General features: G+C 62.9%; 13 protein-coding genes. 12 read left to right on the forward strand and 1 reads right to left on the reverse strand.

Translation table 11 applies throughout. The features are described from left to right. Positions 1 to 403: 403 nt before the first annotated feature. From BHE01S_RS10930 to tssJ, 9 genes are all read left to right on the forward strand, one after another. Entirely contained in the window at positions 404 to 2,929 is a 2,526-nt protein-coding gene (locus tag BHE01S_RS10930; RefSeq protein ID WP_063769082.1) for a DUF2345 domain-containing protein, read from the forward strand. 3 nt (positions 2,930 to 2,932) lie between these two features. After that, entirely contained in the window at positions 2,933 to 3,799 is an 867-nt protein-coding gene (locus BHE01S_RS10935) for a hypothetical protein (RefSeq protein ID WP_042263633.1), read from the forward strand. 13 nt (positions 3,800 to 3,812) lie between these two features. Then, positions 3,813 to 5,045, forward strand: a complete 1,233-nt coding sequence (locus BHE01S_RS10940; protein WP_322787291.1) for a WD40/YVTN/BNR-like repeat-containing protein — start codon at positions 3,813 to 3,815, stop codon at positions 5,043 to 5,045. Between the two features lie 45 nt (positions 5,046 to 5,090). After that, the gene (locus BHE01S_RS37700) at positions 5,091 to 5,558 is read left to right on the forward strand and encodes a hypothetical protein (protein ID WP_157025295.1); all 468 of its coding nucleotides are present in this window, start codon (positions 5,091 to 5,093) and stop codon (positions 5,556 to 5,558) included. Beyond that, a complete protein-coding gene (locus tag BHE01S_RS36620; RefSeq protein ID WP_084068739.1) occupies positions 5,555 to 5,845 on the forward strand; it encodes a PAAR domain-containing protein in 291 nt (96 codons plus the stop codon). The genes BHE01S_RS37700 and BHE01S_RS36620 overlap by 4 nt, the downstream gene beginning before the upstream one ends. A 99-nt stretch (positions 5,846 to 5,944) precedes the next feature. Continuing rightward, positions 5,945 to 7,189: a hypothetical protein gene (locus tag BHE01S_RS10945; RefSeq protein ID WP_157025297.1), complete on the forward strand. Its 1,245-nt coding sequence runs from the start codon at positions 5,945 to 5,947 to the stop codon at positions 7,187 to 7,189. Next, positions 7,186 to 10,815: an ImcF-related family protein gene (locus BHE01S_RS10950; RefSeq protein WP_084068740.1), complete on the forward strand. Its 3,630-nt coding sequence runs from the start codon at positions 7,186 to 7,188 to the stop codon at positions 10,813 to 10,815. Before BHE01S_RS10945 ends, BHE01S_RS10950 begins: the two co-directional genes overlap by 4 nt. Further along, on the forward strand, positions 10,812 to 12,671 hold the full coding sequence (gene tssF, locus BHE01S_RS10955) for a type VI secretion system baseplate subunit TssF (RefSeq protein WP_052405838.1): 1,860 nt from the start codon (positions 10,812 to 10,814) through the stop codon (positions 12,669 to 12,671). The genes BHE01S_RS10950 and tssF overlap by 4 nt, the downstream gene beginning before the upstream one ends. Next, a complete protein-coding gene (gene tssJ / locus BHE01S_RS10960) occupies positions 12,671 to 13,186 on the forward strand; it encodes a type VI secretion system lipoprotein TssJ (RefSeq protein WP_042263638.1) in 516 nt (171 codons plus the stop codon). The genes tssF and tssJ overlap by 1 nt, the downstream gene beginning before the upstream one ends. Before the next feature lie 35 nt (positions 13,187 to 13,221). On the opposite strand, the gene BHE01S_RS10965 is transcribed toward tssJ, so the two are convergent. Continuing rightward, positions 13,222 to 14,172 carry a LysR substrate-binding domain-containing protein gene (locus tag BHE01S_RS10965; RefSeq protein WP_042263640.1) on the reverse strand — a complete coding sequence of 317 codons (951 nt, stop codon included), beginning with the start codon at positions 14,170 to 14,172 and terminating at the stop codon, positions 13,222 to 13,224. A gap of 117 nt (positions 14,173 to 14,289) precedes the next feature. Between BHE01S_RS10965 and BHE01S_RS10970 the strand changes: the two genes are divergently transcribed. The 3 genes from BHE01S_RS10970 to BHE01S_RS36625 all read left to right on the forward strand — a co-directional run bounded on the left by BHE01S_RS10970 (position 14,290) and on the right by BHE01S_RS36625 (position 17,343). Next, complete coding sequence (locus BHE01S_RS10970; protein WP_042263642.1) at positions 14,290 to 15,465, forward strand: M20 aminoacylase family protein; 1,176 nt, start codon at positions 14,290 to 14,292, stop codon at positions 15,463 to 15,465. Between the two features lie 56 nt (positions 15,466 to 15,521). Then, positions 15,522 to 16,847 carry an MFS transporter gene (locus BHE01S_RS10975; RefSeq protein ID WP_042263644.1) on the forward strand — a complete coding sequence of 442 codons (1,326 nt, stop codon included), beginning with the start codon at positions 15,522 to 15,524 and terminating at the stop codon, positions 16,845 to 16,847. A 136-nt stretch (positions 16,848 to 16,983) separates the two neighbouring features. Next, complete coding sequence (locus BHE01S_RS36625) at positions 16,984 to 17,343, forward strand: hypothetical protein (protein ID WP_052405840.1); 360 nt, start codon at positions 16,984 to 16,986, stop codon at positions 17,341 to 17,343. Positions 17,344 to 17,402 lie beyond the last annotated feature (59 nt).

The following is a 17,402-nucleotide window of genomic DNA, read 5'->3' on the forward strand; positions in this document are numbered from 1 at the left end:
GGCAGCCAGCCACGCCGATGGGCGGCGGACAGACATCTAGCGGCTGCGCTGCCTGATGCGCTTCGCTGCACGCCCCGACGTAAACGAAACGCGACTCGAGATGCGAGCGCTCCTTGATGAGATCGTCAGTCACCTGGAGGCGCAGAACTGGCTGTTTCCCGCACGCAATCCGCTCGAGCCGCCTGTGTGCCATTAGCCATCTTTGTGCCTATCACGCAATCGCATCTCAAAAAATCAGAGGAATCCGATTTATCTTTATTTGCCAAATTATGTTGGGAATTTAAAACAGATCGGGGCGGTGTAATTGACCGGATGCGGGGTGCGGTCCTAGATTCTTTCGTCGAAGGTTGCCGACGCAACCGTTGTGGCCTGCTCCTTTCAGCCAGAGAAGGAAAGCGCGTAAATGAATGCGGTATCAAAGGATTTCAGGGAGACGCTGGAACGCCCGGGTTCGCGCCTGACCCAGAAGCTCAGGCTGTGGATCGGCCGGAAGAACCACGATCTCGACGTGCTCGATTTCAAGGTGAAAGGCGGGTTCTGCAAGGACTACCAGCTCGACATCACGGTTACGTCGCCGCAACTCGATCTCGACGGCAAGGAGTATGTCGGATGGCGCGCGGGCCTGCAGATTGACGAGAGGGTCGCGGTGCCATCGGCGAGCTGGATCGAGCCCGTCACCCACGCGGCGGCGACCTTCAACGGGGTGGTGACACGCTGGAAGCGTGTGCGCACAAGCCGCGAGGAGTCTGCCTACCGGCTGCGCATCGAGCCGCGTTTTGTGGCGTACTGCAAGCGTATCATCAAGAGTGACGTCTACAGGGACGTGACGTTGCAGGAGCTGATCACCCAGGCGCTGGTCGACCGCAAGAACTTCGACGCCTTCGATGTGGAATTCCAGATCGAAGGGTTGCAGGAGAAGATGGAAGAAGTGGTGATGCACGAGGAGTCCCTCTGGAACTTCATCACGCGTCACTGTCGCCGCCTCGGGGTTTTCTGGTTCTACAAGCAGGGGCGAGGCGAGGACGGCAAGCTCGATACCATCGTATTTGCCAACAATCCGCGCGCCTATATCCGCTCGATCAACGTACCGCTACTTGCCGCCTCCGGCCTGCACAGCAACTTGCACGAGGCGGCGCAGGCGGTCCACGCGCAGCGCACGCTGGTGCCTGCGACGATCGAGCTGTGGGAGCGCAACTACCGCACGCCGGAAGATCCGCTGCGGGCCACGGCGAACGTTTCCGGCGAGACCGAAGACCGTTCGGTGTTCGGACAGATCAGCCGCAGTGCGGAGGGGCATCTGACGCGAGCGCAGGGCGAGGCGTTCGCCCAGACGCGCCGCGACGAGCAGATCGCCCGTCAGGTTACGCTCGCCGGGGAGAGCGATGCGAAAGGTATCGCGACGGGTGTCGTGATCAAGCTCTCCAACACGAAGCTCGCGAGTGCCGAATACGGCTTCGTGGTCACGTCGTTCAGGATGAAGGGCGGCCGCACGAAGCCGGCCTATACGCGCTTCAAGGCGATGCCTGCGCATCTGACCTACCGGCCACGGTTCGACTACCTGCGGGACTGGAAATTTTTGAGTGGTCCCGTCGTTGGCGTCGTCACAACGCTGGACTCGGCCCCTTACGGGTACATGGATGCCCACGGGCGCTATCCCGTTTTGCCTAAGTTCCTGCAGGGCTCGGGCAACACCGACAACAAGCTGCTGAACCTGCGTCTGCTCCGTCCTTCGTCGTCGTACCAAGGCGGCTTCCATTCGCCCCTGCTGCCGGGGACCGAGGTGTTGCTCGACGGCGAAAACCGGGATGTGGATCGCCTCTACATCAGTGGTGCCCTGCACGATTTTTCGCATCAGGATCCGGTACGCGGAAACGATGCGCTGTTCAGCTATGCCACCTGGCGCTCGCCGCTGCTCGGTGCGGAGATCGTTTTCAACGATCTGCAGGGCAAGGAAAGCGCGCGCATCGCGACCGTGTACAGCCAGACGGCCTTCAACCAGGGTTATCTGCTCAACGGTAAAAAGCTCCCTCGGGGAGAAGGTTTCGAGGCCACCACGAAATCGTGGGGCACGATGCGCGCGGCGAAGGGGTTGTTCTTCTCCGCAGACGCCGCAGCCGAGGCCGATACGCCGCACCTTGAAATGGAAGCCGCCATGCGGCAGCTCGAAGCCTCCCAGGCTGAAGTGGCTTCCCTGCGCGAGCAGGCGCAGCAGGCGACGGCGGAGTTGTCCGAACTCAAGGCTCAACAGCAGCAACTCGAAAGCGCGTTCCGCGACCTGAAGCAGGCCGTTATCCTGCTCTCCGCTCCTAAAGGAATTGGCCTGGTTACGCCCGAGTCTATCCAGCTTGGCGGCGGCGGGCACATTGCGGCGACCTCCGGGGGGAATACGGATATTGGTACCGGCCGCAGCTTTACCGTAACGTCGGGCAAGAGCGTCTCGCTGTGCGCGTTGCAGAACGGTATCAAGGCGCTCGCGGCTCACGGAAAGGTCGACGTTCAGGCGCAGCAAGGCGAAATGAGCCTCGTATCGCATGACGGCATGAGTATTTCGAGCGTCAATGGGCGCGTAACGGTGACGGCGAAAGAGGAAATCCTGTTCGTCTGCGGCGGGTCCTATTTGCGCATCACGCCTTCCGGCATCGAGGACGGTACCCAGGGCGACCGGACCATCCATTCGGCCTCGTACGCGAAGCTCGGGCCGCAGAGCGCTTCGGCAGCGCTTCCTGCGTTGCCCGGCAACGGCGGCGCGTTTGATCAGGCGTTCGTCGTGAACTGGAGCGGTACGCAGATTCCCGCGAGCAACGCGAAATACCAGTTGTTCTCCGAGGGAAAGCTGATTGCTGAAGGCGTCACCAACGAAAAGGGTGAGACTTCGCTAGCGCAAAGCCATGTTCCGCAGGACGCGGTGCTCAAACTTCTGGATCACTGAGCCATGGCTGAAAACGACAATACCAATGTTACAGGCGTCTTCCACTCCTTCATGTCGCCGGCAGGCTACACGCAGCGGGCCAGGGCCGACAAAACGGTATGCGACCTCCACGTGCCACCGGCGGCTGATTCAATCGTAGGTACTTGCGAGTACTACTATCGCCCCCTGCATTGTGAGTTCAGGGAAAAAGTCGAGAAGCTACCGAGCTTCAACGAAATTGTCGAATGGGCCAGGAGTTTTGATCCCTGGCCCGACTGGGACACTACGAAACGACTCCTTGGTAAACGGGATCGTCTGATCTCGCCAAAGTGCACCGATTCGGACTGGTCGCGGCACAGCAATTTCATGATGCGGCATATCGGCTGCGGGCATACGCCACCTTCCTATTACCTGAGTTACGGCTATTACTATTGCTCGAACTACGGAGCGTATTTGAAGCCTACGTTGAGTAAAGCTGGGAGCGACTGGCTAGATAACGCTAGGTGGCAGTTGCAAAGCAATATGGAAGACGGGCTACATCTGAACATGATCCAGGACGGAATACAGATGGCCAGCAAGATAGAGGGCAACGGTAGCTTCTCGATTCCGGAGGTAAAGCGGTACCAACTCGAACTAAAGGACAAGATCTTCAAGGACTTTGCCTTCAACACGCATCCGCTCGCGTATCTCGATGCTGGGCTGGCGAATCTGCCGATGTCCGATCTGTTCAAGATTGGTGGTCAACCTAGCGTCGAGGAATGGGGGGATGGCCGCACATGGGACCAGGCAAGAGATAGTGCCAAAGTCGTTCTGCCCAAGAAGGGCGGCGATATGTTGGACGCGATAAGCGACGCGGTAAACAACGCGCTACGACGCCTTATAGCGAAATGAAATGCGGAGATCAATGCTCTGCAAAATGTGCGTCGCCGCCGTTGTGGTGCTGGCCGCGTTGAACTATGGATACCAGAAAATGACGACACCCGCGTGGGAAACCATCTCAAACGTATTCATGAAAAGCCACAAGCCGTATGGCGGCGGCGCTTTTCGGGTTCGTGGCAACGAGGTAATGACACTGAAATTTGCGAGGCCAGAAATTGTGTTCAAGCCACGAGACGAGAGAAAGAATCCAGACGTCGCAGAGCCAATCGAACCATGGATGAACAATTCTGGTGAAAGGTTGAGTCGTGCTACTGCGAGTTTTATCCGCGGCACTCTCGATGGGGGCATGACGCGCTACTTCCAGCAACATGCGCAGGACGGTGCCTGGTGGTATTCGAAGGACTGGTCGGTACAGTACGTCAGTACGGGCTGGACGGATATGACGCGTCCTGTGCCCGAAAACGGGCTTGTTTCGCAGATTGCCAAACTCTGGCGTTCGGTTGACGGTGGTCAGACCTGGACACAGTTGAAGTGGCCGGAAGACCACAACATTAGCTATCTTAAGTTTCTCGACTCGCAGCGCGGCTATGCGATCGGGTGGGGGCCGCATATCTGGCGTACCGCCGACGGCGGTCAGACGTGGCAGGAGATTGAACTTCCGCCGATGGCGACTGACTATCGCAAGCCGCGTAAACAATTCGATGCAGTCAACCTCGGTCCCGATGGAGTGTTGCGTGTTGCCTATTACGTTGGGATGCTTGGCGAGGTGTGTCTTTCCAGCGTCGTATACCGGTTGCGCTGGGACGACGCGCAGTTCGAGCAGGACGTCGTTTTGCCGAACCAGGTCGTGGTGCAGCTCGGTTCGACGAATGAGCCGCCTGGCTATACCTATTCGGTCTATGCATTGTCGCGCCTGGGGTCTCAGGTCAATGGCGACGATCAAAGCGATAATGGCAAGCGAATCGGCGCGATTTCAACGTGGTCGAGTTACAAGAATCCGACCGTCGAGCAGTTGCATACATTCGACGAGCGCTACAACCTGACTGGCCTCGATGTGGGCAAGCGCGGCGTAATGCTGGTATATGCGGGCGACTCAAGCCGAGGCGGGGCGCCACACCAGATTACCTTCTATAGCCAGGAATATGGCAAGTCGTGGAGCGACATTGACGATGGGACGATGCAGGGTGGCTGGTTCGACTCTCAGACCAATACTCAATACGCGCTATACGCCTATACGCTCAAAAAGCGTCAATTCTAGAAAGGCTTGTCAGAATGGATTTTGAGGCTAATCAGGAGCGACGGCTTGAGGCTATATAAACGCATGGCGCTTGGTGCGATCATTTTTGGAGTCATCGGTCCGCTAATTATCGCCTTCTGCTTTGCTACTTTGGCCGCAGTTATTGTCACAGTTCACGATTACGAAGGATTGGGAAAACTTGTCGGCGGCTGGCTATCTATGTTTTTACTGGGCAGCATGCTCGCATTCATTGGCGGATGGGTGCCCGCTACCGTAGTTGGCGTATTCGTTGGTGCCATGGCGACGAGGCTTAGGCGGCGGTACTTGTACCCTATCGCGGTTCTAGGCGCACCTGTCGTAGTGATTTTGTACTTTGCTTTCTGTGTTGATGGCCCATCCGATACTCCAATCCTTTTTGGTGGAGGATTTTCGATACCCGCAACAATCGCTCTGTCGCGACTGCTGCTCGCCATCATCCGTCGATCCCAAGTCCCCAATCCTCAAGGCGAACAGGCATCAGGAGGAAGTACGTGAGTAGAAGGCCCTATATCCGCAACGGCGACGAGACAAACGTCGGCGGTCAGGTCGAAACGCCCGCGCGTAAAGACATGCTCGATGGCCAAATTGCCGCCTATGAGGACGACCCGGTCTGGTGTCCGAAGTGCGGCACCTATGGGCGTATCGGTTGCGCTGGCGAGCGCGCGAACGAGAGAGGTCCCGACGGCAAACGCCCCGCGCTTGCCGACGACCTGTGTCTGTGCCGATGCGATCCGCCGCCCGTACTGATTCCTTCACAGACGACCTCGGTGTCCTGCACGTAGGCACGTATATGGAGAAAGTTCGATACCGCCCGCGCCGGGCGCGCGGATACCTCGCTGTTGCAGCGTTGAGTACAACCGGTAAATAGGAGCCGCAAGTCGATGCCGGTTGACCTGAAACAGGTTAAGCCGCCTAAACCCTATCCGCCGCGAGGTCCCGGGATACGCGTATGGCTCATCGTGTGGATCGCCTGCGTTGTCATTGTAGACGGCGCAATCCTGCTGCTCTGGCCGCATAACCAGCCCGCGCGAGGCGCAATATTCTGGCTGCCGGTTGCGGGCCTCCCCAATGTCCTGTTCCTGACAATCCTCATCGTAGCTCGCTCGGGTTACGAGGCTGCCTATCTTCACGCGCTGTTCTACAACGATCATCGCGAACAACGTCGTCGAAGCCTCATCGAACGGGGGCAGCGGAGCGTACGCCTGCTCGACTATAGTTACCGGCTCGCCGTTCCGGACGGAAAGCTCGCGTCGACGATTGCGGAAGGAACACCGGTACTCAAGGCGCAACCGCTCAGGAACGGCACCGTTACCGCGAGGCATACGAGGCTGCCGGATGATACCGATGCAGCCTCGGCTGATCAGCTGCTTGCCCAGGTACTGCAACAGGTTCCGATCGATCGTACAGGCAGACTCTATGTGCAATTGCTGGCTCCCCTTGTACGCACTATCCAGCCTCTGCTACAGGCCGGGTTGACGCCAGCCGTGCGGCTGGTTGTCGCGGACCCCGCGAACCCGGGCGACGAGCTGACACAGCTACAAACGGTTATCCGCGCAATGAACCTCTATCTGCCCGACTGCAAGGCGGTCGCCGTCGCCGACGGATTGATGCCGGTCGACGCGTGGCTCGATGCGGGAGAAAAGCGTCCGCTGCTCGTCGTTGCGATCCAGTTGCACGACAAACCACCTGAGGATAGCGCGGAGGGCTGCGTAGCGCTGATGTTCCTGCGCCAGGCGGTAGCGTTGCCCGATACGGTAACGCCACGCGCGACGCTTCACCGACCGGTCGCCGTACCGCCGCAGGAACTGGCCGAGGGACTCGCGCTCTCGATGCTATGGGGACGCGTTACGCCCTCGATGCTGAAGCAGGCGTGGCTGACCGGTTTCGATGTCGAGGAACAGACGCGCGTCACCCAGGCATGCCGACGAGCCGCACTGGACCCATTAACAAAATTCGAGACGCGGCGCATGCCCGACACCATCCTCGGGCACGCAGGCCGGGCGGCTAGCTGGCTGGTTGTTGCTGCGACAGCCGAGCATGGGGCAGGCGCCCCCCAACTCATCCTGAACCGTACGCCGACCGCCGTCCAGGCGGCTATCCTGCAAGCCGAGCCACAAACGCCATGAGTACCGAACCCGTCATAACTCCCGAGGGCGTCGTTCCTCCGTCGCCTCCGGCCCGCTCGCTTTTGACCTGGGCGATTCCCGCGTTTGCCGTGCTGATGGCGGCAGTCGCGCTTATCGTCGTATGGGTATTTGGCGAGATCTTCAATGCAACTACGCTCGATACCAAAAAAACGCTCAGCCTGTGGATTCTTGGCCTTCTGCTCCTCGTCTTACTTCTGCATGTTTTTGCAACGCGGGTAGGCGCGTACTACGTTGCAGGCGTCGTATTCCGGCATGACAACGGCAAGGATACCGGCGATACAACGGACGCCGCGCCCGCTGCGAAACGCGATGCCCGGCTGCAACGTATGGCCGAGGAGCTACGCGTTGCGCACGGCTGGTTCTGGCGTAGCCGCCTGCGATGGCTATTGGTGAACGGTACGGACGAGCGAGTTGAGCAAGTTGCGCCCGGCCTCAAACAGGCAGGCGTCATGCACGTCGGCGAGACCGTCCTCGTACATGCGGCCCCGGAGGGTATTGAGGCGCAGAAGTGGCTCGACCAGATCCGGCGGTTGCGCAGTCGGTATCCGGTCGATGGCCTGATACACGTTGCCCGCGCCGACGAGACCGGTACGGAGCTGCCCCGCACGCTTTCAACGCTTGCGACAGCGCTCAGATGGGCCGCTCCTGTTACGTTCCTGCATCCGGTCGAGGCACATGGTAGCCCTTCGGAGCGCTTCGACGTTGTCGGCACCTTCATGCCGAACGATTCGCGCAGACAGGCGCAGGCTGCTGCAGCCAGAGTGCCGGAACTGCTCAGTGAGGTTGAACAGAGATCCGCAGACGCGGGCGTTCACCTCTACACACAAAACAACCGGGTAATCTGGTTGATGGAAGTCTCGAAGTATGTCGGCGACCATTGCAGACGCATCGCTGAGGGCTTGCAGGGGCTAGCCGCATCGAACTGGCTACGTGCGCCGCTGGCGGGCGTCATGTTCGCACCGGTGTTTCCGGGGCCATCTGTCGCTGGAATACCCGTCGTCAACGGAAACGGCACGCCCGATCAGCCTGTGGCCCTGCTACCCATATGGCGGGAGATTGCGTTAGGTTCGCCTCGCTATCGGGGTCGTCGCGCTGGCTTTTACTGGCCCAATGCGCTTGCAGTGTGCATCTTCGGGGCGGTTGTTGTCTGGACAGTCGCGCTGATCGTATCCGGTCTTGGCAACCACGCGCTTGTTCGGGAGGCCGAAACTACAGCTGCTGCCGCGCTGGCGGCTGAACCCGGTAGCCCGCAGGCACTGCGCGAGCAGCTTGCTTTGCAGAACGAGATCGCCACGCTCGAATACCGCCAGCAGCACGGCGCCCCGTGGTATCTGCGTGCAGGCCTGTCGCGCAACGACGACCTGCTCGACGCGCTCTGGCGGCCGTACCAGACGGTCGCCATCCGCAACCTGCGTCAGCCGGTCGTGCGGGCGCTCGAAGCGCAACTGGCCCAGCTCTCGCAGGTGCGCGACGACGAGCAGCAGAGCCACGACGCGCAGCAGCAGGCGTACAACCGCCTCAAGGCGTATCTCATGCTCACTGCCCCGGCGCGCGCCGACGCGCCGTTCCTGAAGGCGCAGATGCTGGCGGTCTGGCCTGCCGTGCCCGGGATGCGCACGGGCGAATGGCTCGATACCTCGCAGCAGCTCGCGGGCTTCTGGTCCGATCACGTGAAGACGCATCCGGAGTGGCGCATCAGCGCGTCGCAGGCCCTCGTCACGCAGATGCGCTCGACGCTTGTGAACCAGATTGGCTTGGCGGCAAGCGACGACGTGCTTTATCAGCGCGTGCTCGACGAAGCGCGCGGCAAGTACGCCGACGTGTCGCTCGCCACGATGCTCGCTGGCGCGGATGCGCATGGCCTGTTCACGACCACGCAGACGGTGCCGGGTATCTTCACGCGCGCTGCGTGGGAAGGCGTCGTCGAGAAGGCTATTGACGACGCCGTGAAAGGGCAGCATGTCGAGGGTGACTGGGTACTGACTGGCGACCAGTCGAGCGCCCGGATCAGCGCCACCACCGTGGAAGGCGCGGTCGGCGCTGCACAGATTGCCGTCGACGCCAGGAAGAGTGCTGATGATCTAAGGAAGCGGCTGCGTGACCGGTATTTCACGGATTACACGGCAGCCTGGGCGACCATGCTCAACAGCTTCCAGTGGATCCCGGCGAACAGTTTCTCGGGGGTCGTCGACCAGCTTACGCGCATCACTGATGCGCAGACTTCGCCGCTGCTGGCGGTCATGAAGTCGGTGCAGTACCAGGGCGAGGCGGGCCGTCCCTCGCAGGCGCTCACTGACACGCTCGTGCGCAAGGCGCAGGGGCTGCTTGGTGGCGGCGACGGCGACCAGACGCAAGCCCCTGTAGCCAATCCGCTGGACCGCACGTTCGGCCCGCTGTTGACGCTGATGGGCGACGCCAGTACGGCCCCGGCCGGCGGCAACACAGGTAACGGCATTCCGGCGAACGCTGCCGCGTTCAGTGGCGTGAGCCTGTCGCGCGTGCTGACGGCGGACACAACCGTGCGCCTCAAGCTGCAGCAGATCCAGGCCAGCCCGGATGCGCAGGCGATGGCGCGATCGCTTGCGCAGGCGATCTTCCAGGGCAAGCTCTCGGACCTGTCGCAAGCGCGTGACGACGCAGCGCTTACTGCTGCGAGCTTGGGTGCGCAGTGGGCAGGGTTCGGCCAGACCCTGTTTGTGCAGCCGCTCGACGCGGCCTGGCAGGCAGTCCTGCAGCCCGCTGCGGCGAGCCTGAATGATGCATGGCGCGCCGCCGTGGTTACCCCCTTTCAGTCGTCGTTCGGCTCGCGCTATCCGTTTTCGCCGACGAGTGCCGATGCGTCCTTTGCAGACTTCGGTCGCTACGTGCGGCCCGACACGGGGCTCATCAGCCGCTTCATCGAGATTGAGCTGGCCGGCGTGCTCAAGCGTCAGGGCGACCAGTGGGTGCCGAACGAACTCGCTCCGCAGTCGCTCCAGTTCGATCCGAAGTTCCTCGCGATGCTGCATCTCATCGGGCCGATGGGCGCACACCTCTACGCACAGGGCGAGGCGGGTTACCACTTCGCGCTTATGCCACAGCCGACGCCGGGTGTCACGCGCACGGAGCTGACCGTAGACGGGCAGCAGGTCGTCTACTTCAACCAGCATGAGACCTGGGCGCAACTCGGCTGGCCGGGCAACGGCCTGAACGGCCAGGCGTTGCTGAACTGGCAGACGCTGAACGGCGGCATGCGCATCGCATTCGATGCCACCGGGGACTGGGCCTTCCTGCGGATGCTGGAGAAAGCTCAGGTGAAGCCGCTCGACGACACACGCTACGAGCTTGTCTGGAATGGCGGGGCGGCGAGTCGCGACGCGCAGCCCGCGTCCGCAGCGAGCGCTTCGACGGGCAATGCAACGGGCGATGCGACAGGCGGCACCACGAACGGCGATGCGGCGTCACCGCTGCGCTATTTGCTGCGCGCGCAGACGGGAGCCGGACCGCTGGAACTGCTCAAGTTGCGCGGCTTCCGCATGCCGGAGCGCATCTTCGTGACGGGCCGCGCCGGTGTGATATCCGGACTGCCCTCCCTTCCACCCTTGCCCCCGGAGTTACAGCCATGACGGCACCTTGGAAACAGTCTCAGCAGGAAGGCGGAAACCCGTTCCTGCGATATTACGACGCCGAGTTGCGTTATCTGCGCGAGTCGGGCCGCGAGTTCGCACGCGACCAGCCAGACGCCGCGCGGCGCCTGGGCATGCAGCACGGCCAGGAGAATGATCAGGTCCGGGCGGTCTATGAAGGCTTCGCGATGCTGGTGGCGCGGTTGAGCTACAAGCTTGACGACGCGATGCCGGAACTGACCGAAGGGGTGCTCGACAACATTTATGAACACATGGCGCGGGCAATTCCGTCGCTGTCGATCATCGAATGCATGCCCCTGAACCGCCGGGACCTGAAAACGGCGCAGATTCCCGCCGGGGCCGTGGTGCGCTCGGCGCCTGTTGGTCCCACCGGAGTGCAGTGTCCGTTCCGCACGACGCAGGCGGTCGACCTGCTGCCGTTGTCGGTCGAGGATGCAGCGGTGGTCGTGCGCGCCGACGGGCGCACGGTCATCCGCCTGACATTCGGCCTCTGGTTCGGGGACCAGCGCGAGCATACCGAACTGTCGCGCATCCGCCTGTACCTGCATGGGGACCGGCCTGCCGCCGCCGCGCTGTACGCGGCGCTCACGCGCCAGGTCGCGTCGGTCGGTCTGCGCCTGCCCTCGGTGCGCGACGGCGCACTGCAACTGCTCGAGGGAATACGTTTCGAGCCGGCAGGATTTGGTCCGTCGACGCGGCTGTGGCCGATCACCGAGCCCGGGCGCAACCAGTCGGTCGACCGCGAGCAGACGCTGCTGGAGTACTTCGTCTTTCCGCAGAAATTCCACTTCGTCGACCTGTGCGGCTTCGACAGCGCGATGGTCCCGACAGGCGAGGCTCGCCTGACCTTCGAGATCGAACTGCAAGGACGTATGCCAGGCGACCAGCCGGTGGGGAAGGAGAGCTTTCGCCTCTTCTGCACGCCCGTGATCAACTTGTTCGAGATCGATGCGCTGCCTCTGCAGCCCGCTGACTGGCACGACACCGAGCACCGCGTGCGGGCAGAGCCTGCGGTTGCGAACCACGTCGAGCCCTATGCCCTGCTCGCGGTGATCGCGGCCGATCCGGAGGGCAGCGCACAGCACGACTACCGGGCGTTCACGAGCTTCAAGCATCGCGGCTGGCTACTGCACCACGAGAAGCCGGAGCGGTACTTCCACACCGGGACGCGCTATGGCGTGCTGGGGCGGGAACTGTGGGTGACGCTGTCGGGGCAGCTATGGGCCGGCACATACCGCTATGCACCGGACGACGAGGAGCGCCCGCAGCCGGACCGCCATGTGACGGTGCGTGCGCTCGCGAACAACGGACGCCTGCCCCGTCTGGCGCTCACGGAGGCGACTATCACAGAGACGGTGTCGGGCTTTACGGGCATCGCGTCGGTGCGCAATGTGACCGCGCCGAGCCTGCCGCAGTATCCGCCGCGCTACTTTCCGGGCTACGACTGGCGTGTGATGGGGCACTACACTGCGAACGGTGCGAACGAACTCAACCGGATGCTCATGGAGGGCGTGGCTGTCCTGCATGAGGTGCTCGAACTCTACGACTGGACACCGGACGATGCGGTCCCCCAGCGCATCGACGCGATACGCACGTTGCACTTCTCCGAGGAACAGGTACTGCAGCGAGGTTACGTGCTGCGGGTCGCCCGCTTCCACGTCGACCTCGCCGCGGGCGGCTTTGACGGGCCGGGCGACGCGGTGCTGTTCGGCGATGTGCTGAGCTACTTCCTGGGGCGCTACGCGAGCGTGCAATGTTCCATGCAACTGGTACTGACCATCGACGGCGAGGAAACGGTCTATCCGCGTACCGATTTTACGGGAGCGCCGTTCTGATGCGTAAGAGGATCATGCGGAGCGCATCCGGCGTGCTCCTCGCGCTGGCGATGAGCGGGTGCGGGATGTGGCAGTCCGTCAAGGACGGTGCGGTCGCGGCAACCCTGACGGTATTCGAGACGAAGGTGAAGCAGATGAACCTTGTCGTTACGGCACGAGGCGCGCTGAACCAGGACGCGCACGGCGCGTCGCTGCCGGTTGTGCTGCGCGTCTACCAGTTAAAGGATGACAAGCCCTTTGCGACGGCGACCTACGCGCAATTGCTTGAGGGCAGCGAGGCGCTGAAGGCGGCAACGCTCTGGAGCCGGGACGTAACGCTAGGCCCTGGGCAGACGCTGAAGGTCTCGGCGCCGATCAGCGACGCGGTGAACTATGTCGGCGTGGCGGCGTTCTTCCTCCATACGGCCAACACCGAATGGTCCGTGCTGATGCCGAAATCGCAGTGGAAGAAGACCGATCCGGTGAGGCTGGTGGCAGCGGACCGCACCCTCGAAATTGATTCGGAGCACCGATGAGCACGAACAGCGATCATCAGTAACCCAACCAAAACTCAAATCAGCAACTCAAGCGAGTGATAAAGCCGCCTGCGCTCAGGATTGGCAGAAGCCTCACCCGCATGAATCGCCTCCTTGAGGCATTCCAGAAAGCATTCGGCCGCAGCGGAAAGCGGCACACCGCGCCGCGCAACCACGCTAACCACCGTGCGATCCACTTCCTCCTGAAGCGCGAGCGCGTGCAGATTGTCGCGCGCAAAGCGCGTTTCCACCAGCGGCCACGGGAAGATACTCACCATATCCGTGTTCATGATGAGCCCCATCGCCACCACGAACGAGTGCGCCAGGTGCACATGGTTCGGCATCGGCAGGCCATGACGCAGGAAGACGTCGTCGGCGATCATCTCCTTGCTGGCCGGGTCCCAGTTGAGCAACCACTCGCAATCCTGCAGTTCCGTCAGCGATTGCGCCTGCGAGAGCGGGTGGTCTTTGCGCACCACCACGGCCGATTCCGTGGCGAAGATCGGCGTCTGCGTAAATTCCGCATGCAGCGATGCGGGCCCCGGCTTGCCTAGCGAGAAGTCGAGCGAGCCGTCGCGCAGCCGCGGCATCACGATATTGAGCAGGCCTTCGTAGAACTCCAGCTGCATGCCGGGCATGCGCTCGCGAAACAGCGTGACGGCGTCGGGCAGAAAGGAGAGGGCGAGCCAAGGCGTCACGCCGATCGCGAGCTTGCCGCCGCCACGCCCGCGCCGCGCATCGAGTTCGTCCTGGGCGCGCGACATCTGGTGCACGACGAGGCGCGCATGGACAAGCAGCGCCTGGCCCGCCTCCGTGAAGGCGATGCCGTTCGCATTGCGCGTGACGAGCGCGATTTGCTGCTCGGCTTCGAGCTCGCGCACCGCCTTCGTCGCCGCCGCCGGCGAGATGCCGAGCGCACGCGCGGCCGCGCGAATACTGCCGGTATCGGCCATGGCGACGAGCGCGCGGAACTGGTGGAACTTCATAAGGGATAACCCCGGTGCGCACTTCTGGTTGGCGGGCCAACTATTTTAGGGCTGTCGGCCAAAAGGAGAGGTCATTATTCTCGAGCGCATTCGTCGTCCCCTCTGGAGAGAATTCGTATGAACACGATGGCTATCCCGGCCGCAATCGCCGCGATCGAAGAAGAAATGATCGCGCTGCGCCACGAGATCCACGCGCATCCCGAACTGGGCTTCGAAGAATTCGTCACGAGCGGCCTCGTCGCGCAGCGCCTCGCCGAGTGGGGCTACGAGGTGCACCGCGGGCTGGGCGGCACGGGTGTCGTGGGCACCCTCAAGCTGGGCGATGGTCGGCAGCGCCTCGGTCTGCGCGCCGACATGGACGCGCTCCCCATCCACGAAAACACCGGCCTCGACTACGCGAGCCGCGTTCCGGGCAAGATGCATGCGTGCGGCCACGACGGCCACACGGCCATGCTGCTCGCGGCGGCGAAGCATCTCGCGCAGTCGGGCAACTTCAGCGGCACGCTGCACCTCATTTTCCAGCCCGCCGAAGAAGGCCTGGGGGGAGCCAGGCGCATGCTCGACGAAGGCCTGTTCGAGCGCTTTCCGTGCGATGCCGTGTTCGCCATGCACAACATGCCCGGCTTTCCGACCGGCAAGCTCGGCTTTCGCGCCGGGCCGTTCATGGCTTCGTCGGACACGGTGATCATCGACATCGACGGGCGTGGCGGTCACGGCGCGGTGCCGCATAAGGCGATCGATCCGGTGGTGGTGTGCGCCAATGTCGTGCTCGCGCTGCAGACCATCGTGTCGCGCAACGTACCGCCGCTCGACATGGCAATCGTCACCGTGGGCGCGATCCATTCGGGCGACGCCCCCAACGTGATTCCGCAAACTGCGCAGATGCGTCTCTCGGTGCGCGCGCTGCGCCCCGAAGTGCGCGACCTGCTGCAAGAGCGCATCACCGCGCTCGTGCACGCGCAGGCGAGCGCCTACGGCGCGACGGCGCGCATCGACTACCAGCGCCGCTACCCGGTGCTCGTGAACGACGCGGCGATGACCGGGTTCGCGCAGGAGGTGGCGCGCGACTGGCTCGGCGAAGATGGGCTCATTCACGACATGGCGCCGCTCACCGGCAGCGAGGACTTCTCATTCCTGCTCGAGCGCTGCGCGGGCAGCTACCTCATCATCGGCAACGGCGACGGGGAGGGCGGCTGCATGGTGCACAACCCCGGCTACGACTTCAACGACGATTGCCTCGCCACCGGCGCGGCGTACTGGGTCCAGCTCGCCGAACGCTTCCTGCGCGGCTGAAGCCCGCAGCCGGCGGGCCACCGCACCACGACACGAGACACACAAGGAGACACTTGATGAACGCCACGTCGTTTCAGGCGCCGGCCGCTGCGGCCCCGGCTTCCACGCGCCGCTCGCGCGCGAAGGCCATCTTCGCGATCACGCTCGGCAACGGGCTCGAGTTCTTCGACTTCACCGTCTACAGCTTCTTTGCCTCGATCATCGGCTCGCTGTACTTTCCGGTGCATGGCTCGCTGAACCAGTTGATGCTCGCTGTGGGCAGCTTCGGCGTGGGTTTCGTCGTGCGTCCGATTGGCGGCATCGTGATCGGCGCGTTCGCGGACCGCGTGGGCCGCAAGGCCGCCATGACGCTCACGCTCTGGCTCATGGCGCTCGGCTCGGCGCTCATCGCGTTCGCGCCCACTTATGCGCAGATCGGGCTCGCGGCGCCCGCGCTGATCCTGCTCGCGCGTCTCGTGCAAGGCTTCGCGGTGGGCGGCGAAGTGGGCGCCTCGACAGCGCTCCTGCTCGAATACGCCGATGACCGTTCGCGCGGCTTTTACGGCAGCTGGCAGTTCGTGAGCCAGGGCCTGAACACGGTGTGCGGCGCGCTTGTCGGCGTGGCGCTCTCCACCCTGCTCTCGCAGGCCGCGCTCGAAAGTTGGGGCTGGCGCGTGCCGTTCGTGATCGGCATGCTGGTCGTGCCGGTGGGCGTGTACATCCGCCGCCATCTCGACGAAACGCTCCCGTATCACGTCCAGGTCGAAGACACCGAACCCGTGGCCGACGTGGCGCGGCCGCTGCGCGAGATTTTCGGGCGTCATCGCCGGGCGCTCGTGGCCGGCGTCGTCACGACCATAGGCGGCACGGCGGCGAACTATATCGTGCTGTTCTACATGTCGACCTACGCGATCAAGATTCTCGGTCTGCCGATGTCGGTCGGCATGAGCGCGGCCCTTGTCGCGGCGCTCGTCACGGCGATCTGCTCGCCGTTCGCCGGCTCGCTTTCCGACCGCCTCGGCCGCAAGCGGGTGATGGGCGTCTCGCGCGTGCTGCTGATTGCCGTGATCTATCCGGCCTTCATGGTCATTCACGCCGTGCCGGCTGTCCCAACCGTGCTCGCGGTCGTGGCCGTGCTGGGCGCGATCGTCGCGTTCACGGCGGTCCCCAATATCGTGATGCTGCCTGAACTCTTTCCTCAGTCGATTCGCGTGACGGGCATGTCCGTGGTCTATTGCGTGGGCGTGTCGATCTTCGGCGGCTTCGCGCAGTTCTTCGCTACCTGGCTCATCAAGCTCCTCGACAATCCCCTCGCGCCCGCCTGGTATCTGATCGGCTGCGGGGCGGTCTCGCTGCTCGCGCTGCCGCTCATTCGCGAACCGGCGGGCCGACCGCTCGATTGAGGCTGCTCATCGGCCGCTACGCACTTTTAGCGGCCGTGTCGTGTTTATTGACCAGACGTTTACGCGGCGCTGCCTAGAATCGGTTCGTGTTCAACTCAAGCGCGCCGCCCCTAACGGCGGCGTGCGCACAACACGTATGCCGTCTATCGTCTCGCAAGGCCCGATTTCCCGAGGTTCCCGCGCCGCCGCCGCGCCGCGGCCCGTTCTCTCGCTGCGCAATTCGCGCAACCCGCTGCACCCGGCAACCCATCGCACAACGGTCCAGATGGTCGTGCGCGTGCCCACGAGCGAAGCGCAGCTCGCGCGATGCACGCTGCACGGTCTGGTGGGCAGCGCGCTCGGCGTGCATACGATCGATATCGATCGCCGCAGCGATCTCGCTTGCCTGCACGTCGAACTCGATCGCCGCCGCGTGACCGAGGCCATGGCGCTGCTCATGCGCACGCTTTCGTGCGCGGAGTTCGGTGCGGTGCGCCGACTCGATCGCGCCGCTTGATTCGCAACGTAAGCGAAAGCGTCGCGCATAGTGCGTCCGCGAGCGAACGATTAGCGTAC

Source organism: Paraburkholderia heleia NBRC 101817, assembly GCF_000739775.1.
Lineage (GTDB): Bacteria > Pseudomonadota > Gammaproteobacteria > Burkholderiales > Burkholderiaceae > Paraburkholderia > Paraburkholderia heleia.